This window comes from Bradyrhizobium sp. MI1.11, from assembly GCF_055811255.1.
Window position 1 is genome coordinate 1 of the sequence record NZ_JBVVPM010000008.1, and the last position, 19,712, is coordinate 19,712.

Below are 19,712 nucleotides of genomic sequence, written 5' to 3' on the forward strand. Positions count from 1 at the left end.
CCCCCCCCCCCCCCCCCCCCCCCCCCCCCCCCCCCCCCCCCCCCCCCCCCCCCCCCCCCCCCCCCCCCCCCCCCGCCTCCCCCCCCCCCCCCCCCCCCCGGGGGGCTGGGGCCCCCCGGGTTTTTTGGCCCGGGGGGGGCCACCACGGACATCCGCGGTAGCGACTCCGCTTCTCACACCAGTCTGGCAGGTCCATGGACATCGCGACCCTTGCATTCTCGGCTCTCTATCAATTCGGCGACGCCTTCGCGTTCCTGGTGCTGTCAGCCTGCGGGCTCGCGGTGATCTTCGGCATGATGGGCGTGATCAATCTCGCCCATGGTGAGTTCATCATGTGCGGTGCCTACGTGACGGCGGCTGCCGTGCATGCCGGCCTGCCATTGCCGCTGGGGATACTGGCGGGCACGATCGTGTCTGCGCTGGTCGGCGTGCTGGTGGAGCTCGCCGTGATCCGCCATCTGTACGATCGGCCTCTTGATACCATTGTCGCGACTTGGGGTCTGAGCCTGATCGCCACTCAAGGCACGTTGATCATGGTCGGCTCCACGATGGCGGGCGTCGGCACGCCGTTCGGCAGTTTTCAAGTCGGTGACTATTCCTATTCGATCTATCGCATCGTGCTGTTCTGCTCAGCACTCGGCGTGCTGGCGGGTCTCTACGCTCTGTTCAACTGGACGCGCTTCGGGGTGCTGGCGCGCGCCACCATTCAGGTGCCGCATATGGCGGCGGCCCTCGGCGTGGACACGCGGCTGATCTACAGCCTTACCTTCGCCTGCGGGGCAGGGCTCGCCGGCCTTGCCGGGGGGCTGTACGCGCCGACCATGACGCTGGTTCCCACCATGGGCGCGACCTTCATCATGGAAGCGTTCGTCACCGTGGTAATCGGCGGGGCGGACGTTTTCCTCGGCACGGCGCCGGCGGGCGGCGTGCTTGCGGTGGTGAAATCGGTGATGACGTCGTGGCAGGGGCAGTTGTTCGGCCAGATCGGTCTGTTGGTCGCCGTGATCATTGTCGTCCGGGTCCTGCCGAAAGGCATCTCCGGCTTCGTACTGCGTGAGCGCACCTGACGGAGTGATGGCGTCGTGAGCGGTTTACTGTCCTTGTTTCAACGTCTCGAAGGCCCGCAGACCGTCGGTCGCGGCCGGGCCTTCTGGGCTGTGTTTGCCATCATGCTGGTGGTCGCGCTGGCCTATCCGCTGTTCAGCGACGGTTACACCGTCGGCAACACCGTCTACTTCTTCGTCTGGGTGTTCATCGCGCTCAGCCTGTGCCTGATCTGGGGTTATGGCGGTTCGCTCTCGTTCGGCCAGACGGCGTTCTTCGGGATCGCCGGCTACGGCTACGGCGTCCTGACCATCAATTTCGGCCCGGCCTATGGCTTTACGCTAGTCGCGATGGTGGCGGCGGTCGCAATCGCCGCGCTGTTCGCCGTCCTGCTCGGCTATTTCATGTTCTTCGGCCGCATCGCCGGCGTCTTCCTCGGCATCGTCACGCTCGCCGTGACCTTGATGCTGGAGCGCTTCATGGCCCAGACCGCGGGACCGGAATGGCATATCGGCAGCGCGCGGCTGAACGGCTTCAACGGCATGAGCGCGATGCCGCCCCTGACCATTCCCTGGCCGCGCGAACCGATCGTGCTGTTTGCCGACGTCGGGCTTTACTACTTTGTGCTCGGTCTCCTCGTCTTCGTCTATCTCGGCCTGCGCATCCTGATGAACTCATCATTCGGAAACGTCATCGTTGCGATCCGCGAGAATCCCGAGCGGGCGGAGATGCTGGGTTACGACGTGCGCAAGTACCAACTCATCACCTTCGTGATCGGCGCCGCGCTCGCAGGGATATCCGGCGTGCTCTACACGGTGTGGGGACAGTACATCACGCCATCGAGCATGGGCATGACGGCGGCGGCGCTGCCGCTGATCTGGGTCGCGGTCGGCGGTCGCAGCGACTTGACCTCGACCGTGATCGGCACGCTGGTGGTGCTTGCTGCGTTCCAGGCGCTCACGATCTATGGCAGCCAGTATGCCCTCATCTTCATGGGCGTGCTGCTGGTGCTCACCGTCCTCATCGCCCCGAACGGCCTCGTGCTCGGCCTGATGAACTGGCTCGGACGGCTTTCAGCCCGCCTGACGCAGAGGGCAGGCTGATGTCGCTGCTCGAGCTTCGCAATCTGAACAAGCATTTTGGCGGCCTCCACGTCACGAACGCCGTGGACCTCACGCTCGAAGCCGGCGAGATTCACTGCCTGATCGGCCCGAACGGTGCCGGCAAGAGCACGTTGTTCCGCCTGATCCTCGGCGAGCATCATCCCGGCAGCGGCGAGATTCTCTTTGCAGGAGAAAACATCACGGCGCTGAAGTCGTTTGCACGTATTCACCGCGGCCTTTCCGTCAAGTTCCAGGTGCCCGGCGTCTTCAAGGGCCTGTCGGTCCGTCAGAACCTCGAGATCGCCTTGCAGAGCCGTCATCGCGGCGCCGAGCTCGCTGCGGAGATCGACCGGCTGCTTGCCTTCCTCGGACTGGAGAGCGAGCAGGTCCAGACCGCCGGCAATCTCAGCCACGGTCAGAAGCAATGGCTGGAGATCGGCATGGCGATCAGCCTGAAGCCGCGTCTTCTATTGCTGGACGAGCCGACCGCCGGCATGTCGCCGGAGGAGACGCGTGCGACCGGCGCGATGGTGCAGCGGCTCAATGCCGACGGCATGACGGTGCTGGCGATCGAGCACGATATGGCATTCGTGCGCCAGGTCGCCCAGCGCGTCACCGTGCTGCATCTCGGCCAGGTCTTTGCGCAGGGCACGATCTCCGAGATCGTGGCTGACGAGCGCGTGGCGGCGATCTATCTGGGGCAGGCCCATGCTTGATATGCCGCGCAAGGAAGTGATCCTCTCGACGCTGGGCCTGCGCGCCGGTTATGGCGGCAAGCCGGTGCTCCAGGGCCTCGAGATCGAGGTACGGGAGGGTGAGATCGTTGCCATCATCGGACGCAACGGCGTCGGCAAATCAACGCTGATGAAGAGCCTGATCGGGCTGGTGCCGGCGATGAGCGGCTCGATCGTCTATCGCGGCGAGGCGGTGGAGTCCTTGCCCGCGCACAAGCGGGCACGCCTCGGCATGGGCTACGTGCCGCAGGGGCGCGATGTGTTCCCCCGGTTGACCGTTGGCGAGAACGTCGCCGTCGGTGCCGCGATCAGGGGCGGCGGCATTCCCGAAGCAGGCCGCCGCAAGATCCTCGAGGCGTTTCCGATCCTCGGCGAGCGCTGGACCCAGCGCGCCGGCACCCTGTCCGGCGGCCAGCAACAACAGCTCGCGATCGGACGGGTCCTGATTGCAGATCCAAATCTCATCTTGCTGGACGAACCGTCCGAAGGCATCCAGCCTAACATCGTCCAGGACATCGCACGCAACATGGTCGAGCTCAATCGCGTGACCGGCGTGACCATTATCCTGGTCGAGCAGAATCTCGACATGATCCGCGCCATGGCGCAGCGCTGCTACGTCATGGACAAGGGACGTATCGTCGCAAGCCTTGACCGCTGTGCGCTCGACGATGAGGCGGAGATGCGCCGCCATCTGGCAGTTTAAAAAAAACGACGCCCAACCAAGGAGAACAGCAATGGCCTGGCAAGAAACTTCCATCATGGCACGCAGAGGCGTCGCCAAGGGCGAACGGGGCAAGCATTACACCATCACGGAGAGCGAGCAGGGCAAGTATCATTATGTCTACGGCCCCTATGTGAAGCCGGTGCTGACGGTCGATCCCGGTGCCGTGGTCGCCGCCGAGACCCATGACGCTTTCGAGGGGGCGATCAAGCACGAGACCGACAGCCCGTCGAAGATCCTCAATTTTCCATTCCTCAATCCGCAGAACGGACCGATCCACGTCAACGGCGCCGAGAAAGGCGACGTGCTCGCCGTCTATATTGAAAATATCGTGCCGCGCGGGCCGCAGCCGTGCGGCACCACCGTAGTCATGCCGGACTTCGGCGGGCTGGTCTCGACCGGGCAGACCGCGCTGCTCAACCCGGCGCTGCCGGAGCGAGTGAAGAAGCTCGTGATCGACGCGAAGACCGGAACCAAGTGGAACGACAAGATTACGCTGCCTTATGAGCCGTTTATCGGCACCATCGGCACGTCCCCCGAAATCGAGGCGATCTCGTCGCTGGTTCCGGACTATTACGGCGGCAATATGGACCTGCCGGATGTCGGCGTCGGCGCCGTCATCTATCTGCCGGTCAACACCAAGGGCGCGTTGCTCTATCTCGGCGATTGTCACGCCGCGCAGGGCGATGGCGAGCTCTGCGGCGTCGCTATCGAGCATCCGACCGTGACCACGGTGCAGATCGACCTGATCAAGAACTGGACCATCGCCTGGCCGCGGCTCGAGACCAGGGATTTCATCATGACCATCGGCTCCGCGCGGCCAATGGAGGATGCGGCCCGCATTGCTTATCGCGAGCTCTGCCGCTGGATGGCGACCGACTACGGTTTCGACGAGATCGACGCCTACATGCTCCTGACCCAGGCAGGTCGTGTCCGGCTCGGCAACATGGTCGATCCGAAATACACGCTCGGCGCTTCCATCAAGAAATCCTTTCTCGTTTGAAACCGGCCGGATCATGTCCACCATCCACAAAGTCGCCGCCGTTCAGTTCGAGCCGACCATGTTCGAGAAGGAGCAAAACATTGCAGGCCTGCTCGATCTCTGCGAGCAGGCAGCGGCGGCCGGCGCCAAGCTCATCGTCACGCCGGAAATGGGAACCACGGGCTATTGCTGGTTCGACCGTGCCGAGGTCGCGCCGTTCGTCGAGAAGATCCCGGGGCCGACCACCAGCCGCTTTGCAGCGCTGGCGCGCAAGCATGATTGCCATATCGTCGTCGGCATGCCCGAGGTCGACGAGGACGGCATCTACTTCAACACGGCCGTGCTGATCGGGCCTAATGGCGTGGTCGGCCGCCATCGCAAGACGCATCCGTATATTTCCGAACCGAAATGGGCGGCGGCGGGCGATCTGCACAATCAGGTGTTCGAAACGCCGATTGGGCGCATTGGGCTGCTGATCTGCATGGACATCCACTTCGTGGAAACCGCGCGGCTGATGGCGCTCGGGGGCGCCGACGTCATCTGTCACATCTCGAACTGGCTGGCCGAGCGCACGCCGGCACCGTACTGGATCAGCCGCGCCTTTGAGAACGGCTGCTACGTCATTGAAAGCAATCGATGGGGGCTGGAGCGCACCGTGCAGTTCAGCGGCGGCAGCTGCGTGATAGCGCCAGACGGGCAGGTGAGCGCCGTGCTCGACAAGGGTGACGGAGTCCTGCTGTCGGAGATCGATCTCGATGCCGCGCGCGCGCGCCGCGTCCTCGGCGAGACCGTGTTCGCGCAGCGGCGGCCGGAGCTCTATCCGGAATTGCTCACCGATACCTTCAGCTGGAACCCACGCGATTTTTTCGGTCTCTATGGCCACGAGCCCTGGCCGACCGGCAAAACGTCGCGGGTCAGCGTCGCGCAATTCGCGCCTGTCGACGACGTCGTCCAAAATCTACGACAGATCGAAGCGCTGGCGCGGGCGGCCAAGGAGAAAGGCGCCGAACTTGTCGTCTTCCCGGAGTTGGCGGTGACGGGCCTTGCGGATCCCGCGAAATCGGCGCAGCCGATACCGGGATCCGCGACAGACCGCCTGCGCCGCATCGCAGGCGAATTCGGTATCTACCTTGTCTGCGGCCTAGCCGAGCGTGACGGAGATGTGCTCCACAACAGCGCATGCCTCGTCGCGCCTGACGGAAAGATATCGATTTATCGCAAGACGCACCTGGCGGCTGACGAGAGAAGTTGGGCAACCGCCGGTACCGGATGGAGCGTTGTCGACACGCCGATCGGTCGCATCGGGATGTTGATCGGCCACGACGCATCGTTCCCGGAAGCGGGGCGAGTGCTCGCACTTCGCGGCTGCGATCTCATCGTCTGCCCAGCGGCGATCAAGGGGCGCTTCAGCTCGTCGCACGCGGGCACGGAGGTAATCCAGCCAGGCTTCATTCCGACGGGAGGCGATCCGCACCACTGGCATCACTTCCGGGTGCGCGCCGGCGAGAACAACGTCTTCCTTGCCTTCGCCAATGTTCTCGATCCCGAGCGCGGCTATCCCGGACTGAGCGGCGTGTTCGGGCCGGATACATTCGAATTTCCGCGCCGGGAAGCGATCGTTGCCAACGGCACTGGCCTCGCCACGGCGCTGGTCGACACCGGCAATCTCGACAGCGTCTATCCGACCAACGTGGTGCGGCGCAAGGACCTGGTCTCGATGCGCATGCCGCACAGCTATCGCGGCCTGGTCAAGGCGGCTGCGAGCAACTACTGACCTGGCGGCGAATGCGATCTACAGAGCCTAAACAAGGAAGAGGAAACCGACCATGGATCTCGGACTCAAGGGCGCCAAAGTTCTCATCACCGGCAGCACCAAGGGCATCGGCCGGGCGATCGCTGAAACGTTTGCAGCAGAAGGCGCCGACGTTGGTGTCTGTTCCCGCAATCGGGCCGAGGTTGAGAGCACGGTCGCCGCGCTGAAGGCAAAGGGCGTCGCGGCTTTTGGTGGCGCGGTCGACGTCTCCGACGGTGCCGCGCTAAAAGCCTGGGTCGGCGATATGGCGGCCAAGCTCGGCGGCATCGACGTTGTCGTCGCCAACGTCAGCGCGCTCGCGATCGGGCAGGACGACGAAAGCTGGGAAAAGGAGTTTTCGACCGACATGATGGGCACGGTCCGGCTGGTGAATGCGGCCATGCCGTATTTGGAGAAGAGCATGGCCGGCGCGATCGTCACGATCTCCAGCGTGTCCGGGCGAGAGGTCGATTTCGCGGCAGGTCCCTACGGTACCTTCAAGGCGGCGATCATCCACTACACTCAGGGGTTGGCCAATCAGCTCGCGGGGAAAGGCATCCGCGCCAACTCCGTTTCGCCGGGCAACACCTATTTCGAGGGCGGGGTCTGGAACATGATCAAGGACAACAACCCCGAGCTCTACAAGACCGCGCTAGCCCTCAATCCGACGGGGCGGATGGGGACGCCGCAGGAGATGGCCAACGCCGCCGTGTTTCTCGCCAGTCGCGCGGCAAGTTTCATCACGGGGACAAATCTCGTCGTCGACGGCGCCCTGACACGTGGTGTGCAGTTTTAGGTGTCGTCCCGAAGAAGCGTCTCGACGTACCGCGCGGCCCGCAGCAGAGCTCGATCCTGGCCGCGCCGGGCGATCAGCTGCAGGCCGTAGGGAAGTCCGGCTGCGTCAGTCCCGCAGGGAATGGAGATAGCGGGAATCCGGGCGTGATTGACGAAGGGCGTGAATACGGCGTGCGCGCGCGGGCTCGCCGGGCGGCCGCCGATCGTGTCAGGTCCAAGCTGGGTCAACGGCCAGGCGACGCAGGGGACGGTCGGCGCCAGCAACAGGTCGATGTCGGTGAAGAAGGCCGCGAACGCGTTGGCGATCGCGGTGCTCGCAACCAGCGCGCTGGCAACGTCCGGGCCCGACCAGGACAGCCCGCGTTCGATCTGCTTCGCGATATCGGGATCGAACACGCTCGGATCCCTGCGGAAGGCGTCGCCATGGAGCGCGGCGAGGCCCGCGTGCTGAAGCGGCATGATGGCCTCTTCCGTCGCGCCCGCCGGCCAGACGGGATCCCGCCGGGCGATGCGCAGGCCGGCGGTGGAAAGGCGCTCTGCGGCAGCAGCAAGTCCGTCGGCGACGACGATGTCGACCGCGACGTCCAGTCCCAGGCGCGGCGAGAACGCGATGCGCAGGCTGGCCGGGTCATCCGCCTCTTGTGCGATACAAGCGGAATCCGGGTCGCGCGGATCGACACCGGTCATGGCTTCGAACGCCAGCGTGACATCGGCGACGGTGGCGGCGATCGGTGCAATGACGGACAGTTCGAAAAACGGCTCGGCGAAACCGGGTCCATAGGGGATCGCGCCGTAGGACGGCTTGAAGCCGGTGACACCGACGTGGGCCGGCGGCCTGCGGCTGGAGCCGCCCGCATCGGTGCCGATTGCGAGCGGCACAAGTCCGGCCGCTACCGCCGCTGCCGGCCCGCCCGATGAGCCGCCGGGTGTCAGCGCGAGATCGAGCGGATGCCTTGTCGGCCCGAACAGCGGCGAGGTGGTGAGGCCCTTGCAAGCGAACTCGGACGTCGCGCCGATACCGACGACCAGGGCGCCCGCGCTACGCAGTCGCTCGATCGCAACGGCATCCCGTGGCGCGATGAAATCGGCGAACAGGCGCGAGCCTTGCGTGATACGCCAGCCGCCGACCCAGATGTTGTCCTTGACGACGACGGGGACACCAGCCAGCGGCATTCGCTCGCCTGCGCGCAGGCGATCATCGACCGCCGCCGCGTCGGCCAGCGTGCGCGCAGGATCGATCGTAACCACCGCGTTCAAGCTTTGGGCGGCTTCGATGCGACCGAGGGCAGCCTTGGCGGTCTCGACGGCGGTCATCCGCCCGGCAGCGACTTCGGCTGCGATGTCGCACGCGCTATGTGCCGGCTTTGTCATGGCCTCCCCACATCAACGCCACTGTGCCGCACAGAGCGAGGCACGCCAACGCAACGAAGGCTGCGCCGAGGCTCGCGGTAGTATCCAATATGGAAACAAGCGCCGGTGCCGCCAGCAGGCCGGCATAGGACGCCGTCAGCACCGCGCCTGTGGTCTCGCCAATCCTATCTTGGGGGGCAAGGCGCGCGATTTCTGCGACGAAGACACCATTCCAACCCGAGGCTGTCAGGCCGAACAGCGTGGCGACCGCGAATTGTCCGGTGCGACCGAGCGATGCGCCATCGAGGCCAAGCAGTGCGGCGCAGAAGGTCATGCCGAGGCCGATGACGATGAGAACCCCGCGCGAGGCGTTCAGGCGCGTTGCGACAAGACCCCAGGCGAGCCGGCCGGCCAGGCCGCCGCCTTGCGCGCAGGCGAGCGCTATGCCGGCTTCGATGTGGCTGAGCCCAAGCTCGCGGGTGCCGAGTGTGACGAAGACGGTGTTGAGCGACACTTGCATGGCGCTGAACGGCATTGAGGCCAGTGCCAGCATCGTGATCCGCCGGTCCGCAGTGACCAGCGCCAGTCGCGCGCGGAGATCGAGTTCTGGCGGGGGAACGGCCTTGCCCGCATAAGCTGGCCTCAATTGCTCGAACATCAGGATCGCGAGCAGCGCGCAGGCGCCGACCGCTGCGTAGCACCAGGCTGGTCCGAGAGAGATCGCGATCGCGGGCAGGATCAGCGAGCCACATACGGCGCCGATCTGGTTACCGGTCTGGCGCACCGAGAACACGAAAGCGCGCTGCTCGGAGGTCACTAGGCGCGCCAGCAGCGCCGCACTTGCCGGCGTCTCCGGGCCGAAGGCGAGGCCGAGGCAGAGGCCGGCGGCCAGCAGGGTGACGGTCGAGCCGAGCGACGCCAGCGCCATGCTGACGACGATAGCCACCGCGCACAGGCTTGCGATCCGCATCGACCCGAGCCGCGTGATAAAGCCGCCGCCCCAGAATGAGGCCGGGATACCAATCGCGAATACCGCACAGGAGAACATGGAGAGCTGCCAGACCTCGATGTTGGCGCGGGGCGCGACTACGCCCGGGGCGAACAGGGCGAGCGCCACCAGCGCCTGAAGCGAGGTCATCGCCCCGAGGGCCGGCAGCAGCGCAGGTGCTGGCGGAACGGCTGTGTTTGTGTCTACCATGGCGTTGCGCTCATGGAGGATCACGGTGGCAGGCGGCATTTCCATTCACGCAGTCGACGTGGCGAGCGGACGCCCTGCGCAGGGGCTGCGCGTCGAGATCTGGCGGATCGATCCGGACTCGTCGCGTATCGCCGACGGGCGGCTCGGTGCCAACGGCGTGCTCGATCATCCCCTTGCCCAAGGCGCTGGTGTGACGGCAGGCGAGTATGAGGTCCTGTTTCATCTCGGTGAGTTCTTTGCGGACGAGGACGGTTTTCTCACGGTGACGCCGTTCCGCTTCCGCATCAAGGCTGTCGACGAGCATTTTCATCTGCCGCTGAAATTCACGCGCTGGGGCTATTCGCTGTTCCGCGGCGCCTGATCAGTTGGTCAGCCGCCGCGACAATCCGGTGACGCGCTCCATGATCGCGACCAGCGCGACGGTCGCAATGATTAGCACGCCCGAGAGCGCGGCGATGGTAACGTCGAGCTTGCCCTCGAGGTCCTGCCACATCCGGATCGGCAGCATGTCGGTTGCGGCATCGCGCAGGAACAGCGACACCGGCACGTTGTCGAAGGACGACATGAAGGCGATGAAGGCGCCTGCGATGATGCCCGGCCGGATCAGCGGCAGTACGATGCGCCGGAACGTGTAGATGCGGCTGGCGCCCAGCACGGCCGAACTTTCCAGCAGGGTCGGCTCGAGCTGGGCCAGCGCCGCAATCGTGTTGCGCACGACGTAGGGAACGCAAACCACGGTGTGCCCGATCACCAAGGTCAGCGGCGAGACCGGCAATCCGACCAGCGAGAACAGCATCAACGCGGCAAGGCCGAAGGCCAGCGCCGGCAGCACCAGGGGGGACATGAACAGGGAATCGAGCAGCCGCGCCGACAGCCTCGGCGAGCGCGAGATCGCGAGTGCGGCGGCAACGCCGAGCACGACGGACAGGCCCGTCGCCCACAGCGCCACGATGAGGCTGTTCTTGGCTGCGAAGTGCAGCTGCCAGGCGTTCCACAATTCGGCGTACCAGCGCAGCGAATAGCCCGGCGGCGGGAAGCGCAGCGAGAAGCCGCTGGTGAAGGAGACGATCAGCACCACCAGCGACGGCGCGATGATGATGATCAGCGCGATCACGGCGACCGCGGTCATGACCAGCTCGAAGCTGAACGCCTCCAGAGTACGTTTGCGCCCGCTCATCATGCGCCTCCGTAGCCGCGCGACAGGCGGCCGAGCGTGGTGAAGAGCGAGACGACCGCGAGCACGGCGAGCAGGAAAATGATGGAGATTGCGGAGGCGAACGGCCAGTTTTGCAGCGTCGAAGCCTGCTGGTAGAGATACATCGGCATGAACAGCATCTGCCCACCGCCGATCAGCGACTGGGTGATGAAGGCCGTGATCGCGGCGGCATAGGTCAGCGTGCAGCCGGCGATCACGCCGGGCAGCGACAGCGGTAGCACGACCCGGAAGAACGTGCGCCAGCTCCCGGCCCCGAGCGAGCAGGAGGCGTCGTCGAGATTGGGATCGATGCGCCCGAGCGCGGTGATCAGCGGTAGCGTCATCAACGGCATCTGCACCTGCGCCAGCGCGAGCACGACGCCGAACTGGGTGTAGAGCAGCTTCAACGGTGTATCGATGATCCCGAGCGATTGCAGCGTCGCGTTGATGATGCCCTGGCGGCCGAGAATGACGATCCACGCGAAGGTGCGGACCACGACGCTGGTCAAAAGCGGCAGCAGCACGATCAGGATGATGATGGTCTGAAGCCGCCGCCCGACCCGCTGGTAGAGCCAGGCGATGGGAAAGCCGAGCACGAGGCAGACGGCCGTCACCTCGGCCCCAAGCAGCAGCGTCGAGCCGAGCACGCTGAGGCTGAAGGGATCGGTGAGGAAGTGCAGATACTGGCCGAGCCCCCAATGGAGCGCGGCAGTGTCGTTGTGCAGCGAGAGCCACAGCAGTTGCAGCAGCGGCGCCACGAAGAACACCAGGAAGAACAGCGCCAGCGGCGCTGCCAATCCCATCCCGTAGGAGGTGACGTCCCGTGATGCCGGTGCTGCGCCCATCATTGGTCCCTGAAGCTTTTAGATCTTGATCTCGCGGTTGAAGCGCTCGATCCAGGCCGAGCGCTGCTCGTTGATCTTCTTCCAGTCCTGGAATACGAATTTCTGCTTCAGCTCCGCGGTGTCCTTGGCGAGCACGCGCGCGATCTCGCCGCCCATCGTCACCTTGGAATTGGTCGGCACGATCAGATAGGGCGGGTTCATCAGCGTGGTCTGCACCTCGGGCGTCAGCGACGCCTCGATCAGCTTGAAAGCGAGCTCGCGGTTGGGCGAGTTTTTGACGATGTGGATCGTGGTCTTGAAGGCGATCGCGCCTTCCTTCGGGGCCACGAACTCGACGGGCACGCCGCGCGCCTTCAGGATCTGGATGGCGTTGAAATTGCCGGGCGAGATGTCGATCTGGCCCTGCTGGAACAGGGTGGCGAGTGCGCCGGGATTAGCGGCAACCGCGGCGAGGTTGGGCTTCAGCTCCTCGATCGCCTTGAAGGCAGGATCGACATTGGCTTCAGAGCCGCCGCGCATCTTTGCGATCTCGACCAGCCATCCGGTGCCGAGCGTCGAGTTGAGGTTGGTGATGCCGACGCGGCCCTTGAACTCGGGCTTCCACAGATCGGCCCAGGAGGTCGGCGGCGTCTTGACGGCTTCCGGATTGTAGGTGAGGCCGACGACCTGGAAGAACGGGGCAGGGCCCATCGGCTCCTGGGCCTCGGCGATCAGGTCCTTGTAATAGGCGCTCTTCTCGACGGGGTATGGCTCGACAAGGTCCTGGCCGATCGCGACTAGGGCCGGGCCGGGATCGTGCAGCATGACGTCGATCGGTGGATTGGCCTTGGCGGCGTTCACCTTGGCGATCTGGTCGACGGAGAGCATGGGGTCGAGCACCATCGCGGCGTCGGCGTTCGCCTTGCGGAAGGCCGGCACCAGCACTGCCTTGTGCGCCTCCTCCCAGCTTCCGGTGAAGGTCGCAAACACCAGCGGACGGGCCTGGGCATAGCTCAATCCGGGAAACGCCTTCATGGCACCGAGTGTGAGTGCGGTCGTCATCAGGCTTCGGCGGTTCATGATCATGGTCGAACTCCCTCTGGACAAATGCTGAATTTAAAGCGTTGCAGGAAAAGCGTTGGCGAGCGACGGGGCGAGCGGTGCGAGGCGCACCGCGGCGCCGCTCTCCAGCGTGCGCGTCTCGCCGATGCGCGCCTGTGAGATCTTGACGCCGGAGCCGTCGGCGGTGGTGACCTCGTGCACGACCGTGGCCCCGAGCGGCAGCGACATGCCGACTACGCCGGCAAAGCCGGTCTCGTCACCGACGAATTGCAGATGCTCGGGGCGGATGCACACGGTGACGCGGCCGCCTTCGGTGAGAGCGCCGCCGGCGGGGCGCGCGATAATTTCCGCGCCGGCATCGAGACGGACTTTTGCTGCCGTCCGATCCGCCGAGACGACGACGCCAGTCATGCGGTTGCTGGCTCCGACAAACGTGTTCACGAACAGCGTCTGCGGCCGGTCATAGACGTCCGATGGCGATCCGAACTGCTCGAGCTTGCCGTGGCTCAGCACGGCGACGCGATCGGCCATCGACAGCGCCTCTTCCTGGTCATGGGTCACGATCAGCGTGGTGATGCCGGAGACGCGTTGCAGCCGCTTGACCTCGATCTGCATGTCCAGCCGCAAATTCTTGTCGAGCGCGGCAAAGGGCTCGTCGAGCAGCAGGATCGACGGCTTGATCGCCAGCGCGCGAGCGAGCGCCACACGCTGCTGCTGGCCGCCGGAGAGCTGCCGTGGCAACCGTTCCGACATGGTCGGCAGCTGCACCAAATCCAGCAGGCGCTGCGCTTCGCGTTGGCGGGTCGCCTTGTCGATGCCGCGCGCGGCAAGCCCATAAGCGACGTTCTCGCTGATGCTGAGATGGGGGAATAGTGCGTAGTTCTGGAACACGATGCCGACCGCGCGACGGTTCGGCGGCAGCGCGTCGACGATGTCGTCGCCGATGATGATCCGCCCTTGCGTCTGCGCGATGAAGCCGGCGATGATCCGCAGCAGGGTAGTCTTGCCGCAGCCGGAGGGGCCGAGCAGGGCGATGATCTCGCCCCCTTTGATGTCGAGATTGATGTTCTCGACCGCGAGCGCGCCGCTCGGATAGCGGTGGGTGACGGCGTCGACGACGAGCGATCGGCCGCCTTGCGCTTCAGCCATGATGTTGCCTCCCATTGCCCCAGAGGAGAAAGCAAGTCTCGTGCCCGCACTGGTCGCTTTTCGCTGCGAGGTTTGGCATTGTGGCGCAATGACATCGGATCGATCGGTTTGCGACCTCACTGCCACGACCCTTGCATGCGCCATTGCGAAGGGCGAGCTGTCGTCGCGCGAGGTTGTCGAGGCGCATCTCGAACGGATTGCGCACCAAGACGTGCAATTGGCGGCATTCGTGACTGTCGATGCGGAGGGGGCCCGCCGTGCCGCGCAAATCTGCGATGCCGCGCCCGCGCCGTTCGGTCCGCTGCACGGTGTGCCCGTAGGGATCAAGGACCTCACGGACACGGCGGGGCTCGCGACCACCTATGGGTCGGTTCTGTTTCGTGATCACGTTCCGGCCGAAGACGATCTCGTGGTCGCGCGATTGCGGCGCGCCGGCGCGATCATTCTGGGAAAGACAAACACGCCGGAATTCGGATTCGGCGCGGTCTGCACCAACAAACTGCGTGGGCCTAGCCGCAATCCATTCGATCCTGCGCTGACCTCGGGCGGATCGTCCGGTGGCTCCGCGGTTGCGGTCTCGGCTGGCATGGTGCCGCTGGTCCATGGCACCGATTTCGGCGGCTCCGTGCGCACGCCTGCAAGTTTCTGCGACGTCGCCTCGATCCGGCCGACGCCCGGCCGCATCCCGTCGCCGCGCCGCCCGCTCGGCTGGGACATGCTCGCCACCCACGGTTTTCTGGCCCGCGGCGTCGACGATCTCGCACTGGCGCTGTCGGTCTGTGGGGGAGGCGATGTGCGCGACCCGCTCTCGATCGGCGTCGTCAATGACGATCGGCCGGTTGCAGGGCGTCCCCTGATCGCAGTGACGCCCGATTTCGGTGTCGCGCCCGTGGCGCGCGAAGTCCGTGCGCGGTTCGCCGCGGCCTGCGAGGCGCTCGCGGGCGTTGCCGATGTGGTGCCGTCCGCGCCCGATTGCGGCGATGCGATCGAGACATTTCGGACGCTGCGCGCCGCGCATATCGCCAACAGTTATGGCGAGCTGCTGAGGACGCGCCGCGCCGAGCTCACGCCCACCGTGATCTGGAACATCGACGCGGGCGCAAAGCTCTCCGCGGAGGACTATCTCAACGCCGAGCGGCGCCGCACCGGCATCTACCGCAGCTTTCGCGAGCTGTTCAGCCACGCCGATTTCCTGGTGGCGCCGGCGGCGTCCGTCTTGCCCTGGCCGAATGAAATCAGCGCCGTCACCGCGATCGATGGCGCGGCGTTGGAGACGCCGATCGATTATCTCGCCGTCACCTTCATCGTGTCGCTGGTCGGTTTCCCGGTGCTGACCCTGCCGGCGCCGCGAGGGGAGAGCGAGCTGCCGTTCGGCATCCAGATCATTGCCCCACCGGGATGCGAATCCCGCCTGTTTGCCTTCGGCCGTGCCATCGAGAACGAACTCGGTTTTTCTCATCGCTGGCCGAAGCTCCCCTAGCTGTCGCGATGCTCGAGCCGGGCGGCGAGCGCATCGGCAAGGCCAAGGGTGGGTTTGGCCGCGGGGCGGCGGTATGTGCCTGCAGTTGCCTTGCGCAGGCGTAGCGCCACCAGCGCCTCCGCTTGCTTCACTGCGGCGACGACCTGATCGACGACAGGAACGGGGATCCGTTCGGCGACGCGCTCGGCAAGGCCCGAAAGTGGCGCGCCCGCGAAAATCAAAACATCGGCGTCGTTCTCGACGATCGCACGATGAGCAAGTCCGACAAGCACATCTTCCTTCTCGGTGCCGACCTCCGAGATCGCCTTGAACGGCGTATCGAGCATGCGGATACCGGCGCAGCGCTCCCACAGCCCGTGGGCGCGGACGCATTCCTCGTACCAGGGGCCGAGCGCCTGGGCGAAGGTGACGATGGCGAAGCGCCGCCCGGCCATGCAGGCGGTCAGCATTGCCGCTTCCGCCATGCCGACCACGGGAATGTCGAAGGTTTCGCGCGCGGCGAACAGGCCGGGATCGCCGAAGGCGGCGATGATCGCGGCGTCGACGTCGCGATGCTGCTCGGCCAGCATCTCCAGCGCAATGGCGCCGCCGATCTGGGCCTCGGTGCGCGTCGAGATGTAGGGCACGCCGCGGGTCGCGGTGCAGGGGATCAGCTCGGTTCCGGGCGAGGCCGCGCGCTGTCCGACTCCCGTCATCAGTTGCGTGACTGCGGTGCTGGTGTTCGGGTTGAGCAGCAGCAGCTTCATGATTACGCCGCTGTCCGCTTGGCTTGAGAGGCCGCGATGACTTCGAGCAGCGCCGTACCGGTGCGGCGGACATGGGCGCCGAGCAGGCGGCCGGCCGTTTCGCTGTCGCGCGCCTCGAGGGCCGCCAGAATATCGGCGTGCTCGTCCACCGAATTGCTCCAGCGCCGGTCAGCGCCGAGCGCGAGATAGCGCGCGCGCTCGGCGCGGGAGATCAGTGTCTCGTGCGCCTCGCGCAGCGGCGTGTTACGCGCCATGCGGACGATGGTGTTGTGGATCTCACCGTTGATGGCGAAGTAATCGTCGAGCTTGCCGTTGCGATGATGACCTTCCATGCGGGTCTGAAGCGTGCGCAGGCGGGCGAGATCGCGCTCGGTGGCGCGCTGCGCGGCGAGCTCGGCAGCCAGCCGTTCGATGCCGGCCAGCGCCTCGAACAACTCAGAGATGCCGTCGATCGCGATATCGGCGATGCGCGGGCTTCGATTGGGGCGAAGCTCGATCAGTCCTTCGGCCGCCAGCACCTTCATCGCCTCGCGCAGCGGCGTGCGCGACACGCCGAGCTCCTTCGACAGCCTGGTTTCCTGGGTCTGCGATCCCGGCGGCAGCTCGCCGCGAATGATCATCGTCCGCATCCGCGCGGCGGCGCGCTCGTGCAGGCCCATCCGCTTGAGTTTGGGCGACTTTCGGCCCTTCGAGGTTTCCGACTTCTGCTGCACGCGTGCCTCTTCGCTTCAGTTCATCCTAGCCGTTTCCGGCTCCTTAGCTTGCCCAAAATACCGACGCATGTAGCTGAAAACAATGGCATAGAGCGCAAATTGTATGCAGAATGCAAAAACGCCGTTGCGCTGCCGTAAAGGCCAGCCGATGATCGCTTGCGACGCGCGAGATCTCGCGCCTTCCAAACCGAGCAAGTGATGCGGACGAGTTTGCGATGGGGCCTCGTGGTGATGGTGGTGATGGTGGCGATGTTCGGCGGAAGCGATCTCGCCTCCGCGCAGGTCCCCAAAATCAAGCTCGGTTACGCCAAATGCGCGCACTGCCTGCCGATGTCGCTGATTTCAGGCATGGTGAAGGGCGCCGAGGTCGAGGCCACCGGCTTCAACTCCGGCAATGACGTGCTGACCGCGCTGATCTCGAAGAGCATCGACGTCGCACAGGTCACCTACCTCCATTACATCACGGCGCTCGACAAGGGCTTCGATCTCGTCGCCGTCTCCGGCCAGATCAATGGCGGCTCGGAATGCCTCTCCTCCGTGAAGCTGGAGCTTCCACCTGATGACTGGACTGCGTTCAAGGCGATCGTCGCCAAGGGGAAGAGCGATGGGCAGCCGCTGAAGGTCGCGGCCTCCCGTGGCAACGCGCAGGACATTCATATGCGCGGCGCGTTCCTCAAGCAGGGCGTCGATCCCAACAAGGATATCCAGTTCATCAACATTCCCAATCCGTCCGATCATCTCGCGGCGCTCCAGCGCGGCGAGGTCGACATGATCTGCTCGGTCGAGCCGTTCGCCTCGCAGATCAGGCTGGCCGGAGCTGGCACGCACTTCGTGCTGCCCTACGACCAGGCCGCAGGAAATCTGACCAACCTCATCGTCACCCGTTCGGACGTGATCGCGAGCCAGCGCGCCGGCGTGCAGGGCGTCGTCACCGCGGTGGTCGAGCTCGACAACAAGCTGATCGCCGACAAGGCGCTGTGGATCGACGTCATCAACAAGCTCACCGGCCTCGACAAGAATGTGGCGACCGAGGCGCTGAAGAATGCCTCGCCAGATCCCGCCATCCATCGCTCGCAGACGCTCGCGATCGCCGCGATGATGCGCGACCTCAAATACATTTCGAAGGACGTCACCGCGGAAGCGGAGAGGAACATGGACTATTCGTTCCTGGAGCAGGCCACGGGAAAACCCAAGAATGACCTCGGTTATTGATGCTGCTCCTGCCAAGCCGGCGTTCCGGCTGACGCGGGCGTTGCAGGGGCTCGAACGCGTCGTCGTCCCCGCGTTGCTGATCGCAGGTTGGGAAGTGTTTGCCCGCAGCGGTGTTCTGCCGCCGGCGCTGCTGCCGGCGCCGAGCGCGGTGCTGCATGCGCTCGGCGACTGGGTGTTCGGCTTCGACGAGACCACTCAGACCTATTCCGGGCACTGGCTGCGCGATGCGCTCGCCAGTGCCTTGCGCGTCTTCGCTGGCTTTGCGTTGGCAAGCATGTTGGGAATCCTCGGCGGCGTCGCCATCGGCTGGTCGCGCCTGTTCGAGAAGACGCTGGAGCCCACGCTCCAGATGCTGCGGCCGATTCCGCCGGTGTCCTGGATTCCGCTCGCGATCATCTGGTTCGGAATTGCCGACAAGCCGGCGATCTTCCTGGTCTTTCTCGGCGCCTTCTTTCCCGTGCTGATGAACAGCATCCATGGCGTGAAGACGGTGGACCACAATCTGGTGCGAGCCGGCGCCATGATGGGGCGAGCCAGCGGCAGATGCTGACCGACATCGTGCTGCCGGCGGTGTTGCCCTCGATCTTCGCCGGCCTGCGCATCGCGGTCGGATCGGCCTGGATGCTGACGGTCACGGCCGAGATGGTCGCGGTGAAGAGTGGCCTCGGCTACGTCTTGTGGGATTCCTATTATTTCCTGCGCTACGACATCGTGCTCGCCGCGATGATCTCGATCGGGCTGCTCGGCTATCTCTCCGATCTTGGCCTCAAGGCGATCATGGCGCACACGCTGCGCTGGCAGGCGACAACCACCGTGCAGGGCAGGGCGGGCTGATGGCGGCGATCGAGCTTCGCAACATCGTCAAGGTGTTTTCCGACAAGCGGCGCGGCCGCGACCTCTTGACGCTCGACAACATCAATCTCGACATCGAGGCCAATGATTTCGTCTGCCTGCTCGGCCCGTCCGGCTGCGGCAAGTCGACCTTGCTCAACATCATCGCCGGCTTCGAGCAGGCGACTTCCGGGCGCACGCTGGTTGGCGGCAAGCAGGTGGAACAGCCCGGCTCGGACCGCGGCGTGGTTTTTCAGCAGCCGACCCTAATGCCATGGCTGACGGCGATCGACAACATCGCCTTTCACCTCAAGCTCAAGGGTGTCGGCAAGGCCGAGCGGCATCATCGCGCCATGGAGTTCATCGATCTCGTCGGCCTGCGCGGCTTCGAGCACCACCATCCCTCCGAGTTGTCCGGCGGCATGAACCAGCGGGTCGGCATCGCGCGGGCGCTGCTGATGAATCCCGGCGTCATCCTGATGGACGAGCCGTTCGCCGCGTTGGACGCCCAGTCCAAGCTCGAAATGCAGGAGGAACTGGTCTCGATCTGGCAGCAGCGCCGCTGCACAATCGTGTTCGTGACCCACAGCGTCGACGAGGCGCTGGTGCTCGGCAACAAGATCGTGGTGATGACCAAGCGGCCTGGCCGGATCCGCGAGGCCGTTAATTTCGACCTGCCGCGCCCGCGCGACATCACCGGCCCCGAATTCAACGACGCCAAGCGCCGCATACTCTCCCTGATCCGCGAGGAGTCGACGCGCCTTGCGCAGGCGTCGTAGAG

The 19,712-nt window shown here is 65.2% G+C and carries 19 protein-coding genes and 1 pseudogene; 12 read left to right on the forward strand and 8 right to left on the reverse strand.

Features of this window, described 5'->3' with window-relative positions:
- The first annotated feature begins 194 nt into the window (after positions 1-194).
- Genes AC0L30_RS10320 through AC0L30_RS10350 form a run of 7 tightly spaced genes read left to right on the forward strand, consistent with a single transcriptional unit; the run spans position 195 to position 7,172 of the window.
- Positions 195-1,067: an ABC transporter permease subunit gene (locus AC0L30_RS10320; RefSeq protein WP_211398635.1), complete on the forward strand. Its 873-nt coding sequence runs from the start codon at positions 195-197 to the stop codon at positions 1,065-1,067.
- Positions 1,068-1,082: 15 nt separating this feature from the next.
- Complete coding sequence (locus AC0L30_RS10325; protein ID WP_473404233.1) at positions 1,083-2,147, forward strand: branched-chain amino acid ABC transporter permease; 1,065 nt, start codon at positions 1,083-1,085, stop codon at positions 2,145-2,147.
- On the forward strand, positions 2,147-2,863 hold the full coding sequence (locus AC0L30_RS10330) for an ABC transporter ATP-binding protein (protein ID WP_473253985.1): 717 nt from the start codon (positions 2,147-2,149) through the stop codon (positions 2,861-2,863). Before AC0L30_RS10325 ends, AC0L30_RS10330 begins: the two co-directional genes overlap by 1 nt.
- Position 2,864: 1 nt before the next feature.
- Complete coding sequence (locus AC0L30_RS10335; RefSeq protein WP_473404319.1) at positions 2,865-3,584, forward strand: ABC transporter ATP-binding protein; 720 nt, start codon at positions 2,865-2,867, stop codon at positions 3,582-3,584.
- A gap of 31 nt (positions 3,585-3,615) precedes the next feature.
- Positions 3,616-4,605: an acetamidase/formamidase family protein gene (locus tag AC0L30_RS10340; protein WP_473404234.1), complete on the forward strand. Its 990-nt coding sequence runs from the start codon at positions 3,616-3,618 to the stop codon at positions 4,603-4,605.
- A gap of 13 nt (positions 4,606-4,618) precedes the next feature.
- A complete protein-coding gene (locus AC0L30_RS10345) occupies positions 4,619-6,358 on the forward strand; it encodes a nitrilase-related carbon-nitrogen hydrolase (RefSeq protein WP_473404235.1) in 1,740 nt (579 codons plus the stop codon).
- Positions 6,359-6,410: 52 nt separating this feature from the next.
- On the forward strand, positions 6,411-7,172 hold the full coding sequence (locus AC0L30_RS10350) for an SDR family NAD(P)-dependent oxidoreductase (protein ID WP_473253981.1): 762 nt from the start codon (positions 6,411-6,413) through the stop codon (positions 7,170-7,172).
- On the opposite strand, the gene AC0L30_RS10355 is transcribed toward AC0L30_RS10350, so the two are convergent.
- Both AC0L30_RS10355 and AC0L30_RS10360 read right to left on the reverse strand, forming a co-directional pair.
- Positions 7,169-8,542 carry an amidase gene (locus tag AC0L30_RS10355; RefSeq protein ID WP_473404236.1) on the reverse strand — a complete coding sequence of 458 codons (1,374 nt, stop codon included), beginning with the start codon at positions 8,540-8,542 and terminating at the stop codon, positions 7,169-7,171. The two genes, AC0L30_RS10350 and AC0L30_RS10355, sit on opposite strands and share 4 nt — an antisense overlap.
- On the reverse strand, positions 8,523-9,719 hold the full coding sequence (locus AC0L30_RS10360) for an MFS transporter (RefSeq protein WP_473404237.1): 1,197 nt from the start codon (positions 9,717-9,719) through the stop codon (positions 8,523-8,525). Before AC0L30_RS10360 ends, AC0L30_RS10355 begins: the two co-directional genes overlap by 20 nt.
- 25 nt (positions 9,720-9,744) lie before the next feature.
- On the opposite strand from AC0L30_RS10360, the gene AC0L30_RS10365 reads away from it, so the two are divergent.
- Complete coding sequence (locus tag AC0L30_RS10365) at positions 9,745-10,080, forward strand: hydroxyisourate hydrolase (RefSeq protein WP_473404238.1); 336 nt, start codon at positions 9,745-9,747, stop codon at positions 10,078-10,080.
- On the opposite strand, the gene AC0L30_RS10370 is transcribed toward AC0L30_RS10365, so the two are convergent.
- From AC0L30_RS10370 to AC0L30_RS10385, 4 genes are read right to left on the reverse strand one after another with little or no spacing between them, the layout of a single operon-like run.
- The gene (locus tag AC0L30_RS10370; protein ID WP_473404239.1) at positions 10,081-10,896 is read right to left on the reverse strand and encodes an ABC transporter permease; all 816 of its coding nucleotides are present in this window, start codon (positions 10,894-10,896) and stop codon (positions 10,081-10,083) included.
- Positions 10,896-11,759 (reverse strand): ABC transporter permease, encoded by an 864-nt coding sequence (locus tag AC0L30_RS10375; protein ID WP_473404240.1) that lies wholly within the window; start codon positions 11,757-11,759, stop codon positions 10,896-10,898. The genes AC0L30_RS10370 and AC0L30_RS10375 overlap by 1 nt, the downstream gene beginning before the upstream one ends.
- An 18-nt stretch (positions 11,760-11,777) precedes the next feature.
- On the reverse strand, positions 11,778-12,824 hold the full coding sequence (locus AC0L30_RS10380) for an ABC transporter substrate-binding protein (RefSeq protein ID WP_473404241.1): 1,047 nt from the start codon (positions 12,822-12,824) through the stop codon (positions 11,778-11,780).
- A 30-nt stretch (positions 12,825-12,854) separates the two neighbouring features.
- Positions 12,855-13,949, reverse strand: coding sequence for an ABC transporter ATP-binding protein (locus AC0L30_RS10385; protein WP_473404242.1), 1,095 nt, complete (start codon positions 13,947-13,949; stop codon positions 12,855-12,857).
- An 88-nt stretch (positions 13,950-14,037) separates the two neighbouring features.
- Here AC0L30_RS10385 and AC0L30_RS10390 point away from each other — a divergent pair, with 88 nt between their 5' ends.
- Positions 14,038-15,429 (forward strand): amidase, encoded by a 1,392-nt coding sequence (locus AC0L30_RS10390; protein WP_473404243.1) that lies wholly within the window; start codon positions 14,038-14,040, stop codon positions 15,427-15,429.
- On the opposite strand, the gene AC0L30_RS10395 is transcribed toward AC0L30_RS10390, so the two are convergent.
- Both AC0L30_RS10395 and AC0L30_RS10400 read right to left on the reverse strand, forming a co-directional pair.
- Positions 15,426-16,175, reverse strand: coding sequence for an aspartate/glutamate racemase family protein (locus AC0L30_RS10395; protein ID WP_473404244.1), 750 nt, complete (start codon positions 16,173-16,175; stop codon positions 15,426-15,428). The two genes, AC0L30_RS10390 and AC0L30_RS10395, sit on opposite strands and share 4 nt — an antisense overlap.
- A gap of 2 nt (positions 16,176-16,177) precedes the next feature.
- On the reverse strand, positions 16,178-16,888 hold the full coding sequence (locus AC0L30_RS10400; protein WP_473404245.1) for a GntR family transcriptional regulator: 711 nt from the start codon (positions 16,886-16,888) through the stop codon (positions 16,178-16,180).
- Between the two features lie 198 nt (positions 16,889-17,086).
- On the opposite strand from AC0L30_RS10400, the gene AC0L30_RS10405 reads away from it, so the two are divergent.
- From AC0L30_RS10405 to AC0L30_RS10415, 3 genes and pseudogenes are all read left to right on the forward strand, one after another.
- Complete coding sequence (locus tag AC0L30_RS10405; protein ID WP_473404246.1) at positions 17,087-18,100, forward strand: ABC transporter substrate-binding protein; 1,014 nt, start codon at positions 17,087-17,089, stop codon at positions 18,098-18,100.
- Positions 18,084-18,934, forward strand: a pseudogene (locus AC0L30_RS10410) (ABC transporter permease). The gene AC0L30_RS10405 and the pseudogene AC0L30_RS10410 overlap by 17 nt, the downstream one beginning before the upstream one ends.
- The gene (locus tag AC0L30_RS10415) at positions 18,934-19,710 is read left to right on the forward strand and encodes an ABC transporter ATP-binding protein (protein WP_473404247.1); all 777 of its coding nucleotides are present in this window, start codon (positions 18,934-18,936) and stop codon (positions 19,708-19,710) included. The pseudogene AC0L30_RS10410 and the gene AC0L30_RS10415 overlap by 1 nt, the downstream one beginning before the upstream one ends.
- Positions 19,711-19,712 lie beyond the last annotated feature (2 nt).